The sequence below is a fragment of the Gemmatimonadaceae bacterium genome, from assembly GCA_016720905.1.
In the GTDB taxonomy this organism is placed as follows: Bacteria; Gemmatimonadota; Gemmatimonadetes; order Gemmatimonadales; family Gemmatimonadaceae; genus Gemmatimonas.
The window spans coordinates 75,549-96,911 of sequence record JADKJT010000035.1 but is presented as its reverse complement, the minus strand read 5'-3'; the positions used below and the strand labels follow the sequence as shown (position 1 = coordinate 96,911).

The following is a 21,363-nucleotide window of genomic DNA, read 5'->3' as shown; positions in this document are numbered from 1 at the left end:
CGGCGATGCACATCCGACGGTTCCGGTGGCAGGGTCGGGTTCATTGACACCGGGCCCAATGCAGACCAATCCGAAACGGCGATCGCCATCGCGAATGTCGGCCAGCAGCTGTCGGTAGCGGGGTTCGAAGAGATGCAGCGGGGCGACGGTGCCCGGGAAGAGGACCATGCCCAGCGGGAAGATCGGCAGCCGTTGATCGGTCATGGGATCAGGCGAGCCTCGCGTAAAATGGAGTAGATCGTTGCAGAGCAAAACCCATCACGCGCCGGTACTAAAACGGTAATAAGACAAAAAAGGTGCCAATGCGCAATTTCCTGTCCTGTGACACTTCAAGGCCGGCTATGTCAGGCGATCATTCTGGCCTCGCCTCCGTGGGGTGAACGTGAGCCTCCATCAGGTTCCTCGCGGTTCCCGCTACCGAACGCGGAGGGCCGGGAGATTGCGCCTCCCGGCCGGTTTCCGGCTGGGTCGGCGCCGTCGCCAGAGTCGGTAAGGCAGGAGACTGCAAATCTCCCACCGTCGGTTCGATTCCGACCGGCGCCTCTGGAAAGAGAAGTACCGAGGTACCGAGTACCGAGTACCGAGTACCAGGTACTTGGTACTCGGTACTTGGTACTGGTCCCTAGAACAACCAACGCCCCGACCTCATCGGTCGGGGGCGTTGGTGCGTTGCGGGCAGGGGTTTATCAGTACCAGCGGAGGTCAAAATCGTAGTCGCCGTAGCCGGCGCGGCGGTCGACCACCCGAACGATCGCCGTGAAGTCGTTGGACCGGTTCGGCTGCTGGACCACGACTACGTCGCCCCGGCCGCGCGAGACGTTGAGGTCGAGCGGGACCGGTCGTCGCGGCAGTCCGTTGCCGCGGACGTCATACCGGACGTTGCGAAGCACTTGCCCGCTCCGGGTGCGGTATTCGATGCGACGGCCTTGGATCCGGATATCAACCACGTCGTCGACCGCGCCGCGCCACGCCACGCTGCCGGCGTCGCGCCCGTAGCCGCCGCGAGTGTCCCAGCCGCCATTGCCACGCCCGTTGTTGCTGCGGTCGTCCCGGTCATCACGATCCCGATTTCTGTCGCGATTTCCGGCACGGTCATCGTCCCGATTGCCATCCCGATTGCCATCCCGGTTGCCGTCGCGATTGCCGTTACGGTCGTCCTCGGCATAGCCCATGGCCTGCCACGCGACCACCACCCGATAATCGTCACTTCCCGACCGCGGGTCCATCACGCGCACAATGGCCGTGTAGTCGTTGCGCGCGGACGGGTGCTGTACGATGTCCACGGACCCTCGTCCGTCCGCCAGATGAACGTCCACATCGCCACCTTCTCGAGGCAGTTCGTCTCGGACGTCCAATCGAGGCGCGAACGAGGCGTCCAGGCCGCCGGCGCGCGTTTCGACGTTGCGTCCCTGAACCACAATCAGCACTTCGCGATCGATGCGGCCGTTCCAGGTGAACAGGGTGCGCGCACTCGGTGGCAATGCCGAGGACGATGATGCCGATGTGGCGAGGAACGCGAGGGCGGCGGGCGCGGCATAAAGGGTCCGACGAATCACTGACATGGTGCCTCCTGATCCAGCGCTTGGCGGTATCCCGCAACCATCGCGGGCAGTCGACAAGGCATGGAGCATCAGCAGTGCGATTGCGAGTGGCCAACCAACGCGGGTCATTTTCGGTTTCAAGTCGTTAACGTTGATACAGTTAAGCGAATCTCAAAGACAGCGTTCAGACAGGCTGGCGTCTCCAGGTGTGGACACTCGTGCGTATGCCGCGCAGGACGCTGGCACCAAGGCTGATCGGAATACGTGCCGTTGATCGGGATCACCAGGGCAGTTGATCGGTACCACAGCCACCGCACATGTCGACATCACCTGACTCCAACCCTCAGAAGCGCTCGGTTACCCTGCTCCGGGTGGCTGGTGCGACGGTGGGCATCGCGCTTCTGGCGGCGGTGTTCGCCGTGGGTGCGCGATATGGTGCCGATCGTGTACGCGCCCGCGACGAATGGATTGGCGGACAATTGCTGTCGACCGCCATTGATTCGGTGCGAGCGAACGCATTGGACTCGCTGCCCAGCGAGGAGCTGATTCGGCGCGCTGTGTCGGGGATGCTGCGCGAAGCTGCACGATCCGCACGCCGCGCTGCTCCGGCCGGAAGGGTACAAGAGCTATCGCGGCGCATTGCTGGGTGAGAGTCAGGGATGGGCATGTCGCTGCGTCTGCAGGAGCGCTGCTGAGCGTGCGACGTGTAGTGCGAGGTATCTCCGGCCGCCACAGCCGGTGTCCGGCGAGGCGATCGTGTGCTGGAATGGAATGGCGTTCCATAACCGATTCGCGTCTTCGTGCCGGTGCCGACAGCAGCCGTGCAGGGGCAATCACACGCGAACTGCTGCTCTGGCGCGCACCACCTCGGCGACTCCATTCGTGTCACGGTGCATCGCGCCACCTGGCATTCAGCCGGCGGTCACCGAGGCGGGACTCCCTGTCTGATTCCGTGGGCTACGTGCGACTGGCGTCGATCACGCAGCACGCCACGGCGGAGTTGGAGGGCGCGGTGACTGCATTGACCAGACGCGGTGCGCGATCGCTGGTGCTGGATTTGCGAGGCAACGGTGGCGGGCTGTTCGAAGAGGGCGTGAACGCCGCCGCGCTATTCCTGCCCCCCGAACGTGATTGTCGCGTCGTTGGCGGGACGCGGAGGGTCCAGCCGCAGGTGTATCGGGCGCACGGTTCGCGATGGCCCACCATGCCGCTGACGGTGCTGGTGGACGCCGGGACGGCCAGCGCCGCCGAGGTGATTGGCCGCCGCCCTTCGTGAGCACGATCGGGCGCTGCTGGTGGGGGCACCGACGTATGGCAAGGGTGGGTGCAGCGGGTCGTGCGTTTGTCGCCAGAGTTGTCGTTGCGGTTGACGACGGCGCGATGGCTCCGCCGACCGGGCGCACCCTTGGAACGGCGACAGGGCACGGGATCCGCGGCAACTGGCGGCATGCAGCCGGATGTTCTGCTCGACGATGCCACATGGCGGGATCCGTCGGGGGTGCCACGCGAGTGGCCGTCGACGACGATTGGTTCGTTGGTGGCGGCGGCGGATTCGGTGGCCATGACCGGCCTGCGAGAAGGGTGGGCGACCACGTCGGTGGCGACGCTCGAGTCACGCCTACGGCAGCAGTTGTCCGCGCAGATTCCGCGCCGCCTGAGCGCCGAGGTGGGTTCGGCGCGCTGGGTTGGTGTCGCCACGCGATTGGCAACGGTGCGCATGTTCGAGGTTCACGGGATGGACGAGGCGCTGTTGCGGTATGCCATGCGCGAAGACGTGGCCATGCATGCAGGATTGGATGTGCTGGCCCCGGGAATTGACGCGACACGGGTGATTCCAACGGAACTGCCGCACGCGCCCCGCACGCGCTGACACCGTGGGAGCCGCACAGAGGCAAGGATCCATGCGAAGGGGAATTGCCATCGCGGGATTGGCGATTCTGAGCGGCACGATGCGCGACGCGGGTGCGCAGCCGTCGCCGCGTCGGTCGGGCAACAATCCGGCGGCACTCTCGGCGCTGGATACGTGGCTGGTGAGCCGATATCGACGGGTTCAGCTGTTGCCCGACTCGTTGACAGGACGCATGCCACTGGGCGAAGAACCGTCTTCGCGAGTGGAGTCCGCAGGAGACGCCGCGACGGCCGATACGTTATTCGCCATTCAATTCCGAACCCGTCGTGAGATGTCGTCGCTGCGTGCGGGCGCACGGGTACGACTGACCGGTCCTTCAGGAACCATTACGACGGTGTCCGCTGTTGTCATTGCCCGTCGGCCCTTTCGTGCCCCGCGTCGTCCGGGTGCCGATACATCTGCTGATGGCTGGCGATACGGATGGGCCTATCTCGCGCTCGTGGGTCGTCAACACGCCGCAACGTCAGCCTTGGTCTACCGCGGATGGTCGCTGCTGGTCGCCTCCGATTCCCTCCGCCGGCCGTGAGCGAAGGTTAGCTTGCTCCCCGTGAAATGTCCTTCGCGGTGTTCCGGATATTTGGCGGTCGTGGCGTGCATGCTCTGGTCGATCATGGTGCCCGGTCAGTCGAACGCGCAGCGCAACGCGCCGACCTCACGCGAGCCATGGAACGACGCGGGCGCGGATTCGCTGATCGAGCGGGCAACGCAGCGTCGCAGTCTCCAACTGGCCGACAGCACGCTGCTGAGCTATCACGCCGATGCGCACGGATTTCTGGCGTTTCTGGCGCAATTGGGCGAAGGGGTGATCATCCCGCCGAAAGTGGTGCAAAGTGAAGAACTGGCGCTCACCATTTCGTGGTGGCAACCGGAATCGCAGTGCGCAGCAGCTGGTCGGACGGCGCGACACGACATTGTTGCCCGCCAATGTCGGCTATTACCGCGACCGCTACGGCGTGATTCTCGACAACTTGCCCGATCGCATTCGTCTGGGTGATGGGCAGGACGTGAGGGACGTGCCGCACCCGCTGGCCGCCAGCGCGCGGTCGTTGTACGAGTTTCAGCGCGCGAGTCCGGTGCGCATGCGCATCCCGGGGCGAGAGATTGTGGTGGACGAAGTGCGTTTCCGCCCGCGGGACGGAACTACCGCCGCGGCGATCGGCTCGGTGTTTCTCGATCGCGAAACGGCTGCGGTGGTTCGCCTGTCGATGACCTTCACGCGTGCGGCGATTCTGGACAAGCGTATCGAGACGTTGGTGGTGACGCTGGAGAACGGCCTGGTGCGCGAGCGTTACTGGTTGCCGCGTCGACAGGATGTGGAGGTGTCGCGCGGCTCGACGTGGATGGACATTCCCGTGCGTGGCATCGTGCGTGGTCGTTGGGAAGTGTCCCACTATGATGTCAACGAACGCATCCCGGCCGCGACGCAAGCCCTGCCGCGGTGGAGTTCGGTGTCGCCGGATTCGTTGCGCCGCTATCCGTTCACCGATCGCGTGGTGGACGTGTTGCCGCCTGAAATTCAGGTGGCCACCAGCGAAGACGTCGTCCGCGCGCGCGTGCAGGCGGAAGCCGCCGTGCGTGCGGCCATGCTGGCTCGGCCGGCACGCACGGCCGTGACCGGTCGAGGCATCAGCGATGCGGCCCGCTTCACGCGCGCCGAGGGCTTGTCGTTGGGGGTTGGTCTGTCGCGTCGGTGGGGTGCGGGCTGGCTGCTGTCCGCGCGCAGCCGCTATGGCATTGACGACAAACAGATGAAGGGCCAACTGGCCCTCGGTCGGGCACCGGCGTTTGGCCGGGTACCGCTGCTGCAGCTGTTCGCCGAGCGCGACGTGCGCGACCTGGCCATTCCGGAGCGCGGCGGCGTCACGAATTCGTTGGCCGCGCTGGCGTTCGGAAGCGATTACACACAGCAGGTGGACACGCGGGCAGCGGGCATGGCGTTCCGCCGCTCACCGCTTGATCCGTTGACACTGCGTATGGCGTACGAGACTGACGCACCGGTCACACTCACGGCTCATGCGTGGAGCGGGCATTTTGAACCCGTGGTGGCGGCGTGGCGGTTGCGTGGCGTGCGCGCGGAACTGCGCGGCGCCGGCGGTTGGATCCCGGGCGACGCGCATCAGACGCGTGGACTGTGGTCGCTGAGCGCATCGATCGGCGGGTACGCGGGCACGGGTATCGGCAACCAACCGGTTGCCCCTCGCGTGGCACGAGCGCAGGGACAGTTGCTGGTGCAACGTCCGCTCGCGCATGATCGCGCCATCGTGTCGCTGACGCTGGGTGGTGTGGCCGGAGGCCGAGACCTTGCCCCGCAGTGGTTGGTGTTTGCGGGTGGTCCGTGGTCGGCGCCAGGGTACGACGCCGGGTCGTTTGCGACGCGCGGATATGTCTCGCAGCGGCTCGAAGTGCGGCAGCCCGTTCGGGGGCCCACCATTCCATTGGGCCGTTACGGCAAGGCGCCGGGGCATATTACCCTGGCACCGTACGGGCAAGTGACGGCGACAGCCAGCGGTATTCCAGGTGTGTCATCACGCGAGTCCGGCGTGTGGCCTTCCGCCGGCCTTGGCGCGCTGTTCTTCTTCGACCTGCTGCGGATTGATGTGGCGCGCGGATTGCGCAACGGCGCCTGGCGATTTGCCATTGATATCGATCGCGGCTTCTGGGGGATCCTCTGACGTCGCACTACGACAAGGCGTACTTCGACAAGTGGTATCGCCATCCGCAACATCGCGTGAAGTCACCGCCCGAACTGCGTCGACAAGTGGAGTTTGTCCTGCGCATGGCCGAATGGGTGCTGGGTCGACCGGTGCGCAGTGTGCTGGACGTGGGATGTGGCGAGGGGCAGTGGCGACCACAATTGGCGCGATTGCGTCCACTGGTGCACTATGACGGCGTGGACCCGAGCGCGTACGCGGTGACGCGATACGGGGCGCGACGCGGACTGCAGTTGGGTGGCATTGAGGATCTGGATGCATTGCCGCTGCGCCCGCAGTACGATCTGGTGGTGTGTTGTGGCATGCTCAACTATCTCTCGTCGCGCACGCTGCGACGAGGATTGGTGCAACTGTCTCGTCGCACGGGAGGCGTGGCCTACCTGGAACTCTTCACGCGCACGGACGCGTTTGAAGGGGATACCAACTGGCCCCGGCCGCAGGCTGCCGCTTGGTATCGGCGGGTCATCCGGAACGCGGGACTTCATAGCATCGGCATGCACGGATACGTGCCGATGGCGCAGCGCGACCGTGTGTCGACCCTCGAGCGACTGTGACACCATGACTGATTCACGCTGGTCCGCATTTGTCGATCGTCTGGCGGCGGAACGCCGCGTGTCCGGCACCGAACGCCCGATTCGAGCGCTGGCCGAGGAGTTTATTCAGCGCGCACTGGCCCTGTTGTTCCCGCAGTTTTCCGGCGTTGACGCTGAATGCGGCTTGAACGTCCGTGCGGACGCGGTGCGGGTGGAGCAGGTGTTGGAAATGGCCATTGGCCCGCTGGTGCCCGACGCGGCGCACATCGTAGGGGCGTTCCTGGAACGCCTGCCCGCGGTGCACGACCTGCTGCGCACGGATGCACAGGCGATTCACGCCGGCGATCCGGCCGCCGAGAGTCTCGACGAGGTGATACTCGCGTATCCGGGGTTTCTGGCCACGGCGGTCCATCGATTGGCGCACGAGCTATATGTCCTGAAAGTGCCACTGGCGCCGCGCCTGCTGTCGGAATGGGCTCACCGGGAAACAGGTATCGACATCCATCCCGGGGCGCAGATTGGCGCCTCGTTTGCCATCGATCACGGGACGGGTATCGTGATCGGGGAAACCAGCGTGATCGGCGAGCGCGTGAAGATCTATCAGGGTGTCACCCTCGGTGCGCTGGCGGTCAGCAAGCATCTGGCCAACCGCAAGCGACATCCGACCGTCGAGAATGATGCGGTCATCTACGCCAACGCGACGATTCTGGGCGGAAATACCGTGGTTGGTGAAGGGTCCATCATCGGCGGCAACGTCTGGTTGACGGCGTCCGTTCCGCCGCGCTCGGTCGTACAGTTCAACAGCACCGTAGCCCGTCGCCCGACCGACGACGGCCTCGAGTTTCATATCTGACCGCCACTGCGGTATCCACCGCCTTTCCTCGGAGCCATCCCAATGCGTGCCAATACGATTCTCGAGACCATCGGTCGCACACCACACGTCCGATTGCAGCACCTCTTCGACCCGCGGGTGGAAGTGTGGATGAAGCTCGAACGGGCCAATCCGGGGGGCAGCATCAAGGACCGCATTGCGCTGGCGATGATTGAAGACGCCGAACAGCGTGGCCTGCTGACCAAGGACAGCGTGATCATCGAGCCGACGTCCGGGAATACCGGCATTGGTTTGGCGATGGTGGCCGCGGTGAAGGGCTACAAGTTGGTGCTGGTGATGCCCGAGTCGATGTCGATTGAGCGTCGCCGCATCATGGCAGCCTACGGCGCCACGTTCGACCTGACGCCGCGGGAGCTGGGGATGAAAGGGTGCATCGAACGAGCGAACGTGCTGTTCGCGCAGACTCCCGGTGCCTGGATGCCGCAGCAGTTCGACAATCCCGCAAACATCCGTGCCCATGCCACCACGACGGCGCGGGAAATCGTGGACGATTTTCCGGAAGGGATCGACTACCTGATTACCGGAGTCGGTACGGGCGGTCATATCACGGCGTGCTCCGAAGTGCTCAAGCAGCACTTTCCGTCCATGCAGACGCTGGCGGTGGAGCCAGTGAAGTCACCGATCATCAGCGGCGGCGCCCCCGGACCGCACCGTATTCAAGGGATCGGTCCGAACTTCATTCCAACCAACCTGCATCGGGACACCTTAAACGGGACCATTCAGGTTTCCGAAGAGGACGCCTTTCTGTATACGCAACGTGCGGTACGTGAGGAGGGCATTTTCATCGGCATCTCCAGTGGTGCGTCGTTGGCCGCTGTCGGGCAGGCATTGCCGGACATGCCTGCCGGTGCGCGCGTGCTGACGTTCTGTTACGATACCGGCGAGCGGTATCTTTCCATCGATGGCCTGTTCCCCGTTTGAACCATCGCGACATGGCAATTGGATTCCGGACGCTGACGCGATGCGCGGTCGCCACGGGGGCGATGCTGATGGTGACAACCGTTACGGCCTTCCGTGCGGTTTCGCAGTCGGCGGCGGTGCCGCCATTGCCCACCGGAGCGGCGGTGACACGCGCCGACCTTGGGGCCGCGTACCTGCGACTGGACAAGGCGTACGCCGCGGCATCGCTTGATGACAGCACTCGTCGCACCATCAACCAGCAGTTTGATCGCTCGACGCTGAGTTTCTTCACGGGGCGATTTGCCGCAGCGGTGGCGGGGGTGGATTCGGCCACCGTGGCACTGACCGGCTCCGCCATTGCGCCAGCACCTTTCGCGTTGCCTCGACTGGTGAATGGACGGGCGCCGTCGGTCGCGCGTGACGCGTTTCTGGCGCGTCTGGCGACCATCGACACGACGGGTCCACTGGCGCAGGCATTCGTGTCGGCTCGTGCACGCGCCGAGTTGCTGGTGGATGTGCCCTCCCGCGAGCGCAGTGCGGAATTCCTCAGTGACCCGGCGCAGTTGGCGCGCGATCTGGCGCACGAGGTTGGCGTGCTTGAACGCGGACGCGACCCTTATGTAGGGCAGGCGGGCGATCTCTGGCGCGTGTTCCGCGGCGCGAATGGCGTGCTGATTCCGCTGCGCATCGTGGCACCTGCCGCCGCCGCAACATCGGGGACTCCGGTGCCGGTGCTCATTGCGCTGCATGGTGCCGGTGGTGACGAGAACATGTTTATCGATGCCTATGGACAGGGCGTCATTGCGACCCTGGCCCTGGCCGCGAACACCATCGTGGTATCGCCGGCCACGTCCGCGTTCGGCGTATCACCGGCGAATTTCGACAGCCTGATGGCGGTGTTGCGATCGGAGTATCGCGTGAACACGGCGCGCGTGTACGTGCTGGGGCACTCGATGGGAGCCGGGGTTGCCGCCCGATTGGCGCAACAGCGACCCCAGCAGATCACCGCCGTCGCTTGCCTTGCGGGTGGCTCGGCGGTGGCGGTGCCGAATGCCCCACCCATCATGTTCATCAGTGCCGCGCTTGATCCCATCGCACCGCCGCGAATCGTGGAGGCCGCAGCGAACGGCACGCCGACCGCAACGTACCGGGTGCTGGCGAACGAAGGTCACACGTTGATGGTCGGGAACGGCGTGCGGATGGCGCTTCCGTGGTTGCTGGCACATCGGCCGTGAGCCGAAGGGCGGTACGGGAATGGTGATCCGCGTGGACCCGTCGTGACGGATGTTGGCATGGTGATGCTGGCATTGATCGTCGGCGTCGGCGTTGGTGCGCTCCTGACATGGCTTGTGCAACGACGCATGCTGGCGGGCGAAGTCGCGCGCGCGCGCCTCGAGACCGACGCCATTGCGCGCGCGGACATGGGGGCGCTGCGCGAGGCACTGGTGCGGCAGGAAGTGGAAGCAAGCCTGACCGGACGCCACGGCAACGTGGCCGACTTGCTCAAACCCATTCGCGAGACGCTGTCTCGGTACGACGAACAGCTGGCACGGATTGGCGCGGCGCAGGCACATGCGACCGGCGTCATCGGGGAACGACTCGACGCCGTCTCCTTGGTCAGCGAGTCGCTGCGCGGTGAGACACAACGGCTTTCGCAGGCCCTGCGTGCGCCGACCGTCCGCGGCCAGTGGGGCGAGTTGCAGCTCCGGCGTGTCTGTGAACTCGCGGGCATGTTGGCCTATTGTGATTTCGAGCCGCAGGTCACCGTGCGCAATGACGACGGTGTGCAACGGCCCGATCTGGTCGTGCGCTTGCCAGGCGGCCGGCAGCTGGTGGTGGACGCCAAGGCGCCCCTCGCGGCGTACCTCGAAGCCTCGGCCGCGTCGGATGATCGTGTGCGCGCGACTTATCTCACCGCGCACGCCGCGCAACTCCGCACGCATGTGCAGCGCCTCGCGGCGAAGAAGTACTGGGCGCAATTTGCCGAATCACCGGAATTCGTGGTGCTGTTCCTTCCCGGCGAAGCGTTCTTTTCCGCTGCGCTCGAGGCGGATCCGTCGCTGCTGGAAGCGGCATTGAGTGAACGGGTGCTGCTGGCGACCCCCACCACGCTGATTGCGCTGCTCAAGGCAGCGGCCTACGGCTGGCGCCAGGAACGCGTCACCGCCGATGCCGCGCAGGTGATCGCCCTGGGCCAGGAGTTGCAGCAACGCCTCTCGGCGTTCGACGAGCAGCTGGGAGAGATCGGCAAGGGATTGCAGCGCGCGGTCATGGCGTACAATCGCGCGGTCGGCAGCCTCGAGAGCCGCGTGCTGGTGAGCGCCCGCAAACTGGCCGACCTGCAGGAAGGCGGGCCGCCGCTGGAGACGCCGCCGCTGGTGGAAACAGCCGTTCGGGACATCAATCCGTGAAGCCGATGCGAACCGTGCAGGCCATGCATGTCGTGCGCCGGGAACGTCACGGCTCATCGTCTCCCGTGGTCGTCGAAACGACGGACGGTTTGTGGTTCACCAAGCTGCGCGGCGCGGCGCAGGGTATCCCGGCGCTCATTGCGGAACTCATCGTGGCCGAATTGGCCGACCGGCTCTCGCTGGCCGTTCCCGCTCGCGCGATGGTGACGCTGCCACCACGCGTGCCGTCGGCGGATGTCAGCGATGAGTTGCGTGACCTGCTGGACGCCAGCGTCGGCGTCAATGTGGGGTTCGAGTTTCTGGAGGCGGCGCGCAATCTCACGCGACCCGAGTACGAACGCGTCCCGCTCGAGGTGGCGGCGTCGGTGCTCTGGTTGGACGTGCTGGTGCAGAATCTCGATCGGTCGCCGTCGAATCCCAATATCATGGTGCGTCGCGGCACGTACTGGCTGATTGATCACGGCGCGGCGCTGCCATTTCACCACGACTGGAGTGCCGTGCGCGAAGATTCTGCGCATCGCCCCTACGACATCGCGGGGCACGTGTTCGGCTGGGCCGAGCCGGTGTTGTCAGCCGCACACGAAATGCTGATGCCGCGGTGTGCGCGCGCCGATCTCGACGCGGTCGTTGCAGTGGTGCCGGAGACGTTGCTGGACGTATTCGGCGGCGACGTGGCGCGGCGCCGCGCGATGTACGTGTCCTATCTGTGGAAGCGTCTGCACTGGATGGCCGCGACGCTCGACACACGCTGACGACGCGTTGCGGCCGGTTGAGAACGCCTGTCGCTACAACGATCCCAGCAAGTCGTCGATCGCCTTCCGGTCCGCGTCTTCCAGTGACTCGGCGCCGTGAATGATGCGCTGCAGAATATCGACAGCTTCCAAGGCGAGTTCGTCAGGATGTTGCCGATCCTTTTCAAAGCGCACGATATGCCCGAGGAGGATGGTCTCGAACGGCATCATGTCATCTTCGCCGTCGTCGTCCTCACCGTCCATCGCATCGTCGTCATCATCGTCATCGTCGTCGTCGGCCATCGCCTCGTAGGCGGGCACACTGGCCTTCCATGGTTCCGACGCGTGCGCGTCCGCCTCGAGTGAAGTGCGCGGCACCAGGGCGAACAGCCGACACTGCAGCCCCGGCGCCTCCTCGAAAGCAAAGAGGCCAAGCCGCACGGGGACGTCGAACAGATGCAAGTCCACCAGCCGTGCAATGGCTTCGGGCGCCATGGCGCTGCGCGCCACCAGACGACCATCGATGTAGGCGGCCAACGCGGACGACTCCGGCGCGCGCGCATCATCAAGTTGCGTGACCGTGAGGTTCACGGGCTCACGGGTGGTCACGAACACGGCCGGGCGCTGTTCGCCCGACGACGAGTCGGAGAACTCGTCGTCGGGCACGTGGTCTGGATACTCGAAATCGTCGGACGACATGACGGAATGCAGGCAAGTAGGATTGGTGCGCTGACCGCATCGATGGGTGCGCGAAACTACTGTACAGGGGGTAAACCGGGTCAGGCGCCCAGGGCGACGTCACTGACATCGGTTCGGTCGAATACATCACCCAACCAGATGATGACCGGCCACAGTTCCAACAATAGCAGAATGCCGCCCAGGAATGTCGCCAGCGGCAACGCCCATCCCTCCAGGCCACGCCCCAGATAGACGATGAGGAGTCCCAGACCAACGGGGAACACCAATGCCACCGCGGCCACCAGCGTCGTGGCACCCATGGTGAGCAAATTCTGGCCCATGGTTTCGAAACCTCTCGCCTCGGTCCCGAGTTTGACCCAGGCGGGGAAGAGCAGCGCCGTGCCGTTCTGGACCGTGAACATCAGCGCATTGAGCACCGGGATGCCGAGTGCGACGGCCAGAAACATCGGGATGCCTGCACCACTTTTGGCCAGTAGCGTCGGTTCCATCACCGCCAGCACGATCGGCACGACCATCAGCGACCAGATGGTGACGGAATGGAGCAGCGTGACCGCGCCGATTTCGGCGGCAACGATCTGACGTCCCGGCAGGGGCCAGGTTTTGAGAATCGCGAGCCTCGGCAAATCGAGGCGCAGATCGAAGCGCATCCACAGTGGTCCGACAAACACCAGCATGGCGCCCCATCCGACCGTGATGCCGACAAACAGGTCGGCGGCATCTTCCGACGCCGAGCGAATGACTACCGCCATGATCACCAGCCCGATGGTGAACGAAATCAACTGGGAGCGCCAGGCACCGCCACGCATAGCGGCGGCGACATTCTTCCACGCCACGGCGATCGCCGGCGGACCGAATGACGGGAGGCGCGGCACGCGCGTCAGCTTGCCTTTGCGGGAGCGCGTCTTGCCCATCTGAGACGAACGAAAACGCTGCAGTCGTTCGGCGCGATGCTGCGTCGCTTCCAGCGCGGCCTCTTCGAATGCCGCGTCAAGTCGCACGACCCAGAGGTAGTGTATGAGCAGGATGCCGACCGCGAACGGCACGGTGGACAGCCAGTTGCGAGCGTCGGTGGCAAACACCGGAGCGAGTACCGCGCGCACGGGCCACAACGCGGCGGCCGGAATCGGTTGCTGCAATGCGTCGACGATGGCGAGGGCCACCGCCTTGAATCCTTGAGTGCTGGCGGCTTTGAGGACCGCGAGCTTTGTCACCAGCCCCCAGGCCACGGCACCAAGGACAGCGCCGAAGATCAGGATGGGGGCGAGACTCCGGCGTTGCCCGGGCCGTTCATGCTCGATGGCATTGGCGCGCACGATCGCGGCGCCGAGCCGATGGAGGGCGAGCACGGAAAATCCGATCCAGAGTGCGATGCCGCGGCGCCATCCCTGCGCGGATCCGCCGCCGCCGCGGAGCAGCACCGAAAAGATGACGGTGTTGAGGAGAATCGCGAGCTGTGTCCGGACAAGTTTGGCGTTGACCAGCGCGCGCCGGGAGACCGGAGCGGGAAAGAGGAACTGCACTTCGGCCGGCGCGAACGCGAGCGTGCCGCGATCGGCACCAAAGATCCACCAGCGAGCCGCCGAGACCATCAGGAATGCCGCGAGGACCGGCAGGATCATGTCCGTGCGCACGATCGACGCCAGAGGCCCTCCACCCAGGCGTGTGTTCCGGAACATCGCCCACCAGATGTAGAGGATGCCGAGGACGACGGCCGCGAGGTAGCGCGGACTGCGGGCGCGCTTGAGTTGCGCCTGAAAGCGATTGCGGGCCGTGTGCACATACAGGAACCACAGGGCCGACGCCGGCGCCGGCGTTCGCTGTTCCGCGCCCAGGTTCTCGATCATGCGGATGCCGAGGCGGTCGTCCCATCGCCGGTAAGCGCAATGAACATCTCTTCCAGCGAATGTCCGGCCAGCTCCGGGTGCGCCATCACGATTTCAGGAATGGTGCCGATCGCCACGGCCTGACCGCGACGGATAACGAGAATACGCGTGCACAGTTCCTCAACCAGATGCAGCAGGTGGGAACTCAATACTACCGCGGCGCCTTCTCTCGCCCGGGCCGTGATGGTCTCCTTCATGCGGCGAATGCCGACGGGATCAAGACCGGTCAACGGTTCGTCCAACAGGACCACGGCGGGGCGATGGAGCAATCCGCAGGCAATGGCCAGCTTCTGCTTCATGCCGCGGGACAGCTCCGGCGGCAGTGCATCGCGCTTGGGGGTGAGTTCGAGCTCCTCGAGCAGCACCGGAATACGCGGTGCGGCATCGTCGACACCATACAGACGGGCGATGAACTGCAGATGCTCGGTAACGGTGAGGTAGTCGAACAGCTGCGGCTCGTCGGGGATGAAGGCCAACCGCGCCTTGGCATCAACCGGATGCGACTTCAGATCGATGCCGGCGATGCGAATGCTCCCGGAGGTCGGCTGCAGGATGCCGGCGAGCGCGCGCAGCGTGGTGGTTTTTCCGGCTCCATTGGGACCGACCAGCCCAAGCACTTCACCGGCCGGGACGGTAAACGACAGCGCATTCACGGCAATCATCTCGCCATACAGCTTGGTGTACTGCTCGACTTCGATCACGGAGTTCCTGTGGTGAGCACGAGTGGGGCGGACAGCGTTACCGTCAGGTTCGCCCCGGAAGGCAAACAGACATCAGTGACAGTATTACGAGAGGCGGCAATCGTGCCAGCGGCCGCGCCGCCCGCGGCGCCAATGACAGTACCTTTTGCACCGCCGCCCAGCACGCGCCCGAGGATCGCGCCGGCAACGGCACCGCCAATCACCTTTCCTTGATTGCCACCCTTGGAAACCTGGTGCCTGGTTGTTGGCCCATCGACCCTGACGATGCCAGTGATCGGGATCAGCACCCCGTCCACCTGGACCGCGATGACCCTGAAGGCAAACCCCGCATCGGAGGGCACGGCCATTTCGACCAGAATCGGCGTACCGGCACGAAGCACGCCGCCGTCTGGAGAGGCGACGTCGGTGCTGAGCGAGGCCACGATGCGATCGCCGGGACGGTTCGCCAGTGAACAGAGCTGCGCGGTGGTTTGGCCAGTGAGGATAGAGCCGCTTCCCAGCGCGTGGCGAGTTCCGGCTGCTGACGCGCGATCGGGTGTGACGCTCTCAGGGAGTGTGGAGGGAACGGGCGTCGGACTCGGGAGGGGCGCGGCCGCCGACGGAGTGGACACGACCTGGCGCGGCGGCCGCGGTCGTTGAGTTGTCGGCGTGCGATGTACCGCTTGGGGAACGCGCGCCGGCGTTGTCGGCCCGGTTGGCGCCGTGTCCGAAAGGGTCAGCGGGAGCGGCGACGGGGCTGCCGCCCCTGCCAGCGTCAGGTCGCGATCCAGGAGCGAGTCCATGGCCACTCTGCGCGGCGCCTTGTCGCACGCGACGACCGCGACCGCCAACATCCACGCCGTCGCAACGCGGCCCCAACGTGGCGCGAGGAATGACAATGTTTGCGGGATCATGCGGCCGATACTCCATGAAATGTGCGGGGGCGACGATTGCCCTCCCATCGCCTGCAGATAGACTACGCCATCATGAAGCAGGCGTTCCGTAACTTCGATCTTGTGCCGACCTCCACTTCCGAACCGCTTTCATCCGCGCAGACGGTTTACGTCGCGCGGCATCCGATATTTGACACCGGGAATCGCCGCGTGGCGTACGAACTGCTGTATCGCGCCAGTGCGGGAGCTCTCAACTCAGGGAGTATCTCCGGCGACGCGATGTGCAGTGACACCGCGTTGCACGCCGTGGTGTCGATCGGACTCGATCGGCTCACCGACGGGGTGCTGGCGTTTGTCAATATTACCCGCGATCATCTGGTGGGCGAGCTCTACAAGGTCTTCGATCCCTCCACGGTCGTGCTGGAACTGCTCGAATCAATCGATGGCGAGCCAGCCGTAGTAGACGCCTGTCGGCGTGCCGTGGCGGATGGCTACACGCTGGCGCTGGATGACTACGACGGTCGCCCGTCACTCGATGTGCTCCTGCCGCTGGTGAAGATCGTGAAGCTGGATGTGTTGCATCTCACGCGCGACGAGCTGGCGCCCACGGTCACGCGTCTGCGACGCCTGGGCCTCACTGTGCTGGCGGAGCGGGTCGAGACGGGCGCCATGCGAACGGAATGTCAGCAGTTGGGATGCGACCTGTTCCAGGGCTATGTCTTCAGTCGACCGGAGACGCTTGATGGACGCGCGATCTCGCTGGCGCAGACCACCATGCTCAACGTCATGGGGCTGCTGGGCGACTCGCGGGTGAGTGATACGGCGCTGGAGGAGGCGTTCCGTTCGCACCCTTCCCTCTCGCTGGCGTTGCTGCGCATCGTCAACTCGGCATCGTTTGGCGCCCGCTCGGTCGAGTCCATTCCACATGCCATCCGGCTGGTTGGGCGCGAAGCGCTCTCACGATGGTTGCTGGTGATGCTGGTGGCGTCGGTGGCGACGCAAAGCCCGGTCGCGAACGAAGTGGTGATGCAAGCCATGATTCGCGCCCGCTTCTGCGAGCTGCTGACCGAACGTGCGGGATCGGGCGATCCGGCGGCGCGATTCATGGTTGGTCTGCTGTCATTCATCGACGTGTTGCTGGCGCAGCCCATGCCACAAATTCTCGAGCAGTTGCCGGTCACTGATGACATCCGCAATGCACTGCTGCGGGGCACCGGGCCGCACGCGGCGACCCTGGCCTTGGCGAAAGCCTACGACGCCGGCGATTGGCTGACGGTGGATGCGTCGTACGTGGACGACGCGACCGATCGCGGTCTGGACCCTGCGGCGATGTACGCCGAAGCGGCGCAGTGGGCCCGCGATCGAATCCAGAGCGCGAACCGCGCGTAACGCGCTACGGCCGTGGCGGAATGGCGGCGGCCACTGGCATGGTCGTTGACGGCGATTGCGGCAACGGCTTGCCGATGTTGGCAATCAAGGAGTCCCGTTTCGTCGCGGCCATGTCTTCGGCCGACGCATCGCTGGCGTTGACCCGACTGTAGGGCAGCAGAATCGAGATGCGCCGATTGGCCGACGCCATGGGATCGTCCGGCACCCGGGGGTGCGTGTCGGCGAGACCCGTCACGCCGACAACGCGTCCACCCGTGACGCCGGCGCTCTCCAGGACGCGGCGTGCGGCGTTCGCGCGGTCCGCCGAGAGCTCCCAGTTTCCGTAGCCGCCATCCGAACCGAACTTGGCCGCATCGGTGTGGCCTTCCAGCACCACGGGATGCTGCATCTGGGCCAGTTCACTGCCAATCAACTGCAGCGCGAGCATTGTTGCGGCCTTCATGCGCGCCGATCCAAGCGGGAAGTAGACATCGCCAGCGCCCGTTTCGACCAATTCAATCCGCAAGCCATCCGTTGTGACTTGCACGTCAATCAACGCGTTCAGGCGCTTGAGCGAATCACTCTTGGCCAGCTTGTCGAGGATCTGCGACTTGAGCTGCTCAAATGTCCGTTGTTCGGTGGAGCGCACGATCATCCGCAGCTGGGTCTTCTGCACGTTCGAAGGCGTGCTGCCGGTTGACAACGGACTCGAACCCGCGCCGTAGCCTTTCTTGTAGCCGACCGGATTGGCGAAGTAGCCCTCGATGGCCTGCTTCGTCTTGTCGTCCATGCCGAGAATCCACATCACCATGAAGAACGCCATCATGGCCGTCACGAAATCGGCGTAGGCCACCTTCCACGATCCACCGTGGTGGCCGCCGCCGCCCTTGATGACCTTCTTGACGATGATGACCTTCTTGCCAGCGCGGGCGGCCATGATCAGGCCGCCTTCTTCCGGGTGAGCTCTTCGAGTTCGGCGAAGCTCGGCCGCTCGTGCGGTTCGATGTTGCGCCGCGAAAACTCCACCGCCGTCATGGGCGCATCGCCACGGGCAAACGACAGCAGTGCGGTCCGGATGCACAGCATGTAATCGTGCTCGGCGTGAATGCGATTCTCCATGGCCTTGGCCAGGGGACCGAATACGCCGTACGCCAGCAAAATGCCCAGGAACGTCCCGACCAGCGCGGCGGCGACCTTTTCACCGATTTCCGACGCGGCGCCGCCGATCGATCCCATCGTGATGATGACGCCAAGCACGGCGGCCACGATGCCGAAGCCGGGCATGGCATCGCCCACGGTGGTGATCGCATGCGGAACCTGCATCGTCTTGTGATGATGCTTGTCGAGGTCAACGTCCAGGATCTCCGCCAGATTGTGATCCTCCACCGTTCCCGTCAGGAGGACCTTCAGCGTGTCGCACAGCAGCGCGATGGCATGGTGGCTGCCTGTGAACGACGGATATTTCTGGAAGATGTCGCTACTTTCCGGATTCTCGATGTGCGACTCAAGGCCGACCAGTCCGTCCTTGCGGGCCTTCTGGAAGATCTCGTAGAGTACCTGCAGCAGTTCCGCATACGCCTTGGCACCGTACGGATTGGGCTTGAGCAAGCCAAGGGTCTGTCCCAGACAGGCCTTCAGCACCGCCGGCGGGTTGGCGATGATCAATGTGCCGACGGCCGCACCACCGAGAATGAGGAACTCGTTGAGCTGCACCAGCACCATCAGCTCGCCATGGTGCATCATATAGCCACCGATGACGGATCCAAACACGATGACCAAGCCAATGATGACGAACACGCGGGCGATCCTGGGGTGTGAGTGGACGAGTCAGTGAGCGGCGAGCAGACGGGCGCGGCCCGCTGGCTCTCCGTACATGACGATTTGTTGCGCGGCCTGACACATGCGCTCAGCAACCGCGTGGGGACGGTTGGCGCCGTGGCCTACATGATCGAGATGCAGCCGGCGTCCCTCGAGACGTCTGCTGCCACCCTGCGGGCGGAGAGCGAACGTCTGGATGCGCTGCTGCAGTTGTTGCGTCTGCTGCCGAGACGAGCGGACGCCGTGGCCGAGCCGATTGTCCCGACCGACACCACCACGCAAGCGGTCGCGCTCCAGTCGTATCATCCCGATGTTCGTGACTTGGAGACGGTGGTCGCACTCGATGGCGACCTGCAGCCGGCGTACGCCGACCCGGCGGCCCTGGTGATGGCGGTGACCGTGATGCTCGGGGCGGCCCATCGCGTGGTCGGTGGAGTTGACGGCCACGTCGCACTCACCATTTCCAGCAGCACCGAAACCGTGCGAATCGCCGTGCACGGCGTGCGCGCCGATGGCACCATTGGCGAGGCGGACGCCAGCATGTCGCGTGATGTGGACGCAGTGAAGTGGCTGCTCGCCCCTTGGCACGGAACCGGTGTGGCCGAGGACGGCGGCGGCGGCGTCATTGTCCCGACGCTGCAAGCGGCACGTCGATCGCGACGGGGCTGAACGGCAGTTCACGCGTCCACGACCGGAACAACCGTAGGCGCCGATGGCGCTGCCCTGAGCGACGCCAACAGGGGCGAGGCGGACGGCACCGTGGTGGCACGCTGGTTTTCCAGCGCCACTTTGTCGGCGATCTCACCACGCAGGATTTTGACATCCGCCGGCGCCTCGATGCCGATCCGCACACCACCGCGGTCGCACGAGACGACGACAATGCGAATCCCGCCTTCAATAAGAATCGAGTCGCCTTCGCGACGTCCAAGTATCAGCATCGTGGATCAGATCAGCGAAAGCAGGGTTTGCAGCATCTCATCGGCCGTCTTGATGAGTTTCGTGGCGGCCGTGTACGATTGCTGAACACGCATCATGTTGACGAGTTCTTCGTCGGTGCTCACGCCGCTCACCGATTGCCGACGGGCGTCACCCTGCTCGGCGAGCGTGCGATAGACAGTGGCATCGTCGACTGCCGCCTTCACGTTGATGCCAAGCGACGTCACCGTGCTGCGGAAGAAGCCCAGAAAGCTGCCGGTTTCGACCACGCCACCGGGATTGGTGTAGCTGACCGTGCCGCCGGTGGTGCGCAGCGCGCTCAGGGTGAGCGCCGCCGTGTTGTCCGTGGGCGCGTTGACATCACCGCTGGCCGCAATCTGTGAGGCGTCGGTCGCGATGGTGGCGTCAAGCGTGAGCGTACTCGCGCGCACCGGATTGGTGACCGTTCCCGCATCGAAGAAGTTGCCGGCTGCCGTGCCGGGAATTGTCGTGCCGTTGAATACGAATCCCGTGGTGTGCGCGGCATTCACTGCGGTGGCGAGCGATGCGGCCATCGCATCAAGACGCCCGCGCATTCCCGGAATGTCCGTGTTCACATTGTCGACCAGCGCCCGGAGCTCACCGCCCGGCGCAAGCATCCGGTCGGGCGAGTCACCCAGGCGCAGCTTGACCGGAATGTCCGCGGGGGTGACGGCCGGCGGCGGCACCGGGACATCGAGCTGCATCGATACCACGCGCGCCGTGTTGCCGTCGACCAGCGTGGAATTGCCCAGCAACACCGTGGTGTTGCCGTTCGCCTGATTGATGACGCGCGCGCCGGCAATCTTCGACAGGCGGTCGACCGCGAGGTCCCGCTGATCGCGCAGGTCGTTCGCGCTGTTGCCGCCGCTTTCCGCCGACATGATGCGACCATTGAGGTCGGCCACCTGCTTGGCGTACGCGTTGATCTCGGCGATGGTGCCCGACAGGCGTTCCATCGACGACGAGCGCTGCTGCGTCAACTGGGCGTCGTAACTGTTGAACAGTTGCGCCACCTGCCGACCGCGCTGTTGCACCACCGCGCGCGCGGCGCTGCTGCTGGGCGATGAGGCCAGGTCGCTCCACGAACCCCAGAACTGATCGAGCGCATTCGACATGCCGGCGTCGCTGGGCTCGCCAAAGATCCCTTCCATCTGGCCCAACAGGCTGCCACGCAGTTCCGCTTCGCCCGACTGTCCTGCCGCCGCACGATAGGTGTCGTCCAGCATGATGTCGCGCTTGCGAATGATCGTGTCGACATGCACGCCGGTGCCGACCGTCCCATTCGGCAGGCGCACCGGGGTGTTGGCCGCGAGCACGGCTTCCTGACGCGAGTATCCCGGCGTCTCCGCGTTTGCAATGTTCTGCGAAATCGTCTGGAGCGCCGTCTGATGCGTGAGAAGCGCACTGCGCGCGATGCCGAACAGCCCGAAGCTCATG

24 protein-coding genes, 1 tRNA gene and 1 pseudogene are annotated in these 21,363 nt (G+C 64.9%); 16 read left to right on the top strand and 10 right to left on the bottom strand.

Annotated elements, in window-relative coordinates; translation table 11 throughout:
- On the bottom strand, positions 1 to 204 hold a 204-nt coding region (locus IPP90_23035), incomplete at its 3' end, for an LON peptidase substrate-binding domain-containing protein (protein MBL0173511.1).
- 266 nt (positions 205 to 470) lie between these two features.
- On the opposite strand from IPP90_23035, the gene IPP90_23030 reads away from it, so the two are divergent.
- Positions 471 to 543 (top strand) — tRNA-Cys (locus IPP90_23030).
- Positions 544 to 686: 143 nt separating this feature from the next.
- On the opposite strand, the gene IPP90_23025 is transcribed toward IPP90_23030, so the two are convergent.
- Positions 687 to 1,562, bottom strand: a complete 876-nt coding sequence (locus tag IPP90_23025; protein ID MBL0173510.1) for a hypothetical protein — start codon at positions 1,560 to 1,562, stop codon at positions 687 to 689.
- A 296-nt stretch (positions 1,563 to 1,858) separates the two neighbouring features.
- Here IPP90_23025 and IPP90_23020 point away from each other — a divergent pair, with 296 nt between their 5' ends.
- From IPP90_23020 to IPP90_22960, 13 genes and pseudogenes are all read left to right on the top strand, one after another.
- A complete protein-coding gene (locus tag IPP90_23020; protein MBL0173509.1) occupies positions 1,859 to 2,191 on the top strand; it encodes a hypothetical protein in 333 nt (110 codons plus the stop codon).
- 69 nt (positions 2,192 to 2,260) lie between these two features.
- Positions 2,261 to 2,326, top strand: a pseudogene (locus IPP90_23015) (hypothetical protein).
- 167 nt (positions 2,327 to 2,493) lie between these two features.
- Positions 2,494 to 2,817, top strand: a complete 324-nt coding sequence (locus IPP90_23010) for a hypothetical protein (protein ID MBL0173508.1) — start codon at positions 2,494 to 2,496, stop codon at positions 2,815 to 2,817.
- Between the two features lie 60 nt (positions 2,818 to 2,877).
- Entirely contained in the window at positions 2,878 to 3,411 is a 534-nt protein-coding gene (locus IPP90_23005) for a hypothetical protein (protein MBL0173507.1), read from the top strand.
- 31 nt (positions 3,412 to 3,442) lie between these two features.
- Positions 3,443 to 3,976, top strand: coding sequence for a hypothetical protein (locus IPP90_23000; GenBank protein MBL0173506.1), 534 nt, complete (start codon positions 3,443 to 3,445; stop codon positions 3,974 to 3,976).
- A 60-nt stretch (positions 3,977 to 4,036) separates the two neighbouring features.
- The gene (locus tag IPP90_22995) at positions 4,037 to 4,444 is read left to right on the top strand and encodes a hypothetical protein (protein ID MBL0173505.1); all 408 of its coding nucleotides are present in this window, start codon (positions 4,037 to 4,039) and stop codon (positions 4,442 to 4,444) included.
- The gene (locus IPP90_22990) at positions 4,404 to 6,122 is read left to right on the top strand and encodes a hypothetical protein (GenBank protein MBL0173504.1); all 1,719 of its coding nucleotides are present in this window, start codon (positions 4,404 to 4,406) and stop codon (positions 6,120 to 6,122) included. The genes IPP90_22995 and IPP90_22990 overlap by 41 nt, the downstream gene beginning before the upstream one ends.
- Before the next feature lie 56 nt (positions 6,123 to 6,178).
- On the top strand, positions 6,179 to 6,715 hold the full coding sequence (locus tag IPP90_22985) for a class I SAM-dependent methyltransferase (GenBank protein MBL0173503.1): 537 nt from the start codon (positions 6,179 to 6,181) through the stop codon (positions 6,713 to 6,715).
- A 4-nt stretch (positions 6,716 to 6,719) separates the two neighbouring features.
- On the top strand, positions 6,720 to 7,547 hold the full coding sequence (locus tag IPP90_22980; protein ID MBL0173502.1) for a serine acetyltransferase: 828 nt from the start codon (positions 6,720 to 6,722) through the stop codon (positions 7,545 to 7,547).
- A gap of 42 nt (positions 7,548 to 7,589) precedes the next feature.
- Positions 7,590 to 8,507 carry a cysteine synthase A gene (gene cysK, locus IPP90_22975; GenBank protein MBL0173501.1) on the top strand — a complete coding sequence of 306 codons (918 nt, stop codon included), beginning with the start codon at positions 7,590 to 7,592 and terminating at the stop codon, positions 8,505 to 8,507.
- A gap of 11 nt (positions 8,508 to 8,518) precedes the next feature.
- The gene (locus IPP90_22970; protein MBL0173500.1) at positions 8,519 to 9,721 is read left to right on the top strand and encodes an alpha/beta hydrolase; all 1,203 of its coding nucleotides are present in this window, start codon (positions 8,519 to 8,521) and stop codon (positions 9,719 to 9,721) included.
- A 42-nt stretch (positions 9,722 to 9,763) separates the two neighbouring features.
- Complete coding sequence (locus IPP90_22965) at positions 9,764 to 10,897, top strand: DNA recombination protein RmuC (GenBank protein MBL0173499.1); 1,134 nt, start codon at positions 9,764 to 9,766, stop codon at positions 10,895 to 10,897.
- Positions 10,894 to 11,649, top strand: a complete 756-nt coding sequence (locus IPP90_22960; GenBank protein ID MBL0173498.1) for a hypothetical protein — start codon at positions 10,894 to 10,896, stop codon at positions 11,647 to 11,649. The genes IPP90_22965 and IPP90_22960 overlap by 4 nt, the downstream gene beginning before the upstream one ends.
- A gap of 33 nt (positions 11,650 to 11,682) precedes the next feature.
- On the opposite strand, the gene IPP90_22955 is transcribed toward IPP90_22960, so the two are convergent.
- The 4 genes from IPP90_22955 to IPP90_22940 form a co-directional block, all read right to left on the bottom strand.
- Positions 11,683 to 12,327, bottom strand: coding sequence for a hypothetical protein (locus tag IPP90_22955; protein ID MBL0173497.1), 645 nt, complete (start codon positions 12,325 to 12,327; stop codon positions 11,683 to 11,685).
- Positions 12,328 to 12,407: 80 nt separating this feature from the next.
- Complete coding sequence (locus IPP90_22950; protein ID MBL0173496.1) at positions 12,408 to 14,171, bottom strand: hypothetical protein; 1,764 nt, start codon at positions 14,169 to 14,171, stop codon at positions 12,408 to 12,410.
- Positions 14,168 to 14,872 (bottom strand): ABC transporter ATP-binding protein, encoded by a 705-nt coding sequence (locus IPP90_22945; GenBank protein ID MBL0173495.1) that lies wholly within the window; start codon positions 14,870 to 14,872, stop codon positions 14,168 to 14,170. The genes IPP90_22950 and IPP90_22945 overlap by 4 nt, the downstream gene beginning before the upstream one ends.
- Before the next feature lie 35 nt (positions 14,873 to 14,907).
- On the bottom strand, positions 14,908 to 15,804 hold the full coding sequence (locus IPP90_22940; protein MBL0173494.1) for a hypothetical protein: 897 nt from the start codon (positions 15,802 to 15,804) through the stop codon (positions 14,908 to 14,910).
- A 72-nt stretch (positions 15,805 to 15,876) separates the two neighbouring features.
- Here IPP90_22940 and IPP90_22935 point away from each other — a divergent pair, with 72 nt between their 5' ends.
- The gene (locus IPP90_22935) at positions 15,877 to 17,172 is read left to right on the top strand and encodes an HDOD domain-containing protein (protein ID MBL0173493.1); all 1,296 of its coding nucleotides are present in this window, start codon (positions 15,877 to 15,879) and stop codon (positions 17,170 to 17,172) included.
- A 4-nt stretch (positions 17,173 to 17,176) separates the two neighbouring features.
- Here the strand turns inward: IPP90_22935 and IPP90_22930 are convergent, their stop codons facing one another.
- Positions 17,177 to 18,088, bottom strand: coding sequence for an OmpA family protein (locus IPP90_22930; protein ID MBL0173492.1), 912 nt, complete (start codon positions 18,086 to 18,088; stop codon positions 17,177 to 17,179).
- Positions 18,089 to 18,090: 2 nt separating this feature from the next.
- Complete coding sequence (gene motA, locus IPP90_22925) at positions 18,091 to 18,948, bottom strand: flagellar motor stator protein MotA (protein MBL0173491.1); 858 nt, start codon at positions 18,946 to 18,948, stop codon at positions 18,091 to 18,093.
- A 21-nt stretch (positions 18,949 to 18,969) separates the two neighbouring features.
- Here motA and IPP90_22920 point away from each other — a divergent pair, with 21 nt between their 5' ends.
- Complete coding sequence (locus IPP90_22920; protein ID MBL0173490.1) at positions 18,970 to 19,638, top strand: hypothetical protein; 669 nt, start codon at positions 18,970 to 18,972, stop codon at positions 19,636 to 19,638.
- Between the two features lie 8 nt (positions 19,639 to 19,646).
- Here the strand turns inward: IPP90_22920 and IPP90_22915 are convergent, their stop codons facing one another.
- Both IPP90_22915 and flgK read right to left on the bottom strand, forming a co-directional pair.
- Entirely contained in the window at positions 19,647 to 19,907 is a 261-nt protein-coding gene (locus tag IPP90_22915; protein ID MBL0173489.1) for a carbon storage regulator, read from the bottom strand.
- A gap of 6 nt (positions 19,908 to 19,913) precedes the next feature.
- Positions 19,914 to 21,362 carry a flagellar hook-associated protein FlgK gene (gene flgK / locus IPP90_22910; GenBank protein ID MBL0173488.1) on the bottom strand — a complete coding sequence of 483 codons (1,449 nt, stop codon included), beginning with the start codon at positions 21,360 to 21,362 and terminating at the stop codon, positions 19,914 to 19,916.
- Position 21,363: the final 1 nt, after the last annotated feature.

What these genes read in the sequence shown, in the direction of transcription:
- IPP90_23025 (MBL0173510.1), bottom strand. Translation starts at nt 1,562, where the DNA reads ATGTCAGTGATTCGTCGGACCCTTTATGCCGCGCCCGCCGCCCTCGCG.
- IPP90_23020 (MBL0173509.1), top strand. Translation starts at nt 1,859, where the DNA reads ATGTCGACATCACCTGACTCCAACCCTCAGAAGCGCTCGGTTACCCTG.
- IPP90_23000 (MBL0173506.1), top strand. Translation starts at nt 3,443, where the DNA reads ATGCGAAGGGGAATTGCCATCGCGGGATTGGCGATTCTGAGCGGCACG.
- IPP90_22980 (MBL0173502.1), top strand. Translation starts at nt 6,720, where the DNA reads ATGACTGATTCACGCTGGTCCGCATTTGTCGATCGTCTGGCGGCGGAA.
- cysK (MBL0173501.1), top strand. Translation starts at nt 7,590, where the DNA reads ATGCGTGCCAATACGATTCTCGAGACCATCGGTCGCACACCACACGTC.
- IPP90_22970 (MBL0173500.1), top strand. Translation starts at nt 8,519, where the DNA reads ATGGCAATTGGATTCCGGACGCTGACGCGATGCGCGGTCGCCACGGGG.
- IPP90_22955 (MBL0173497.1), bottom strand. Translation starts at nt 12,327, where the DNA reads ATGTCGTCCGACGATTTCGAGTATCCAGACCACGTGCCCGACGACGAG.
- IPP90_22950 (MBL0173496.1), bottom strand. Translation starts at nt 14,171, where the DNA reads ATGATCGAGAACCTGGGCGCGGAACAGCGAACGCCGGCGCCGGCGTCG.
- IPP90_22945 (MBL0173495.1), bottom strand. Translation starts at nt 14,872, where the DNA reads ATGATTGCCGTGAATGCGCTGTCGTTTACCGTCCCGGCCGGTGAAGTG.
- IPP90_22940 (MBL0173494.1), bottom strand. Translation starts at nt 15,804, where the DNA reads ATGATCCCGCAAACATTGTCATTCCTCGCGCCACGTTGGGGCCGCGTT.
- IPP90_22935 (MBL0173493.1), top strand. Translation starts at nt 15,877, where the DNA reads ATGAAGCAGGCGTTCCGTAACTTCGATCTTGTGCCGACCTCCACTTCC.
- IPP90_22930 (MBL0173492.1), bottom strand. Translation starts at nt 18,088, where the DNA reads ATGGCCGCCCGCGCTGGCAAGAAGGTCATCATCGTCAAGAAGGTCATC.
- IPP90_22915 (MBL0173489.1), bottom strand. Translation starts at nt 19,907, where the DNA reads ATGCTGATACTTGGACGTCGCGAAGGCGACTCGATTCTTATTGAAGGC.
- flgK (MBL0173488.1), bottom strand. Translation starts at nt 21,362, where the DNA reads ATGAGCTTCGGGCTGTTCGGCATCGCGCGCAGTGCGCTTCTCACGCAT.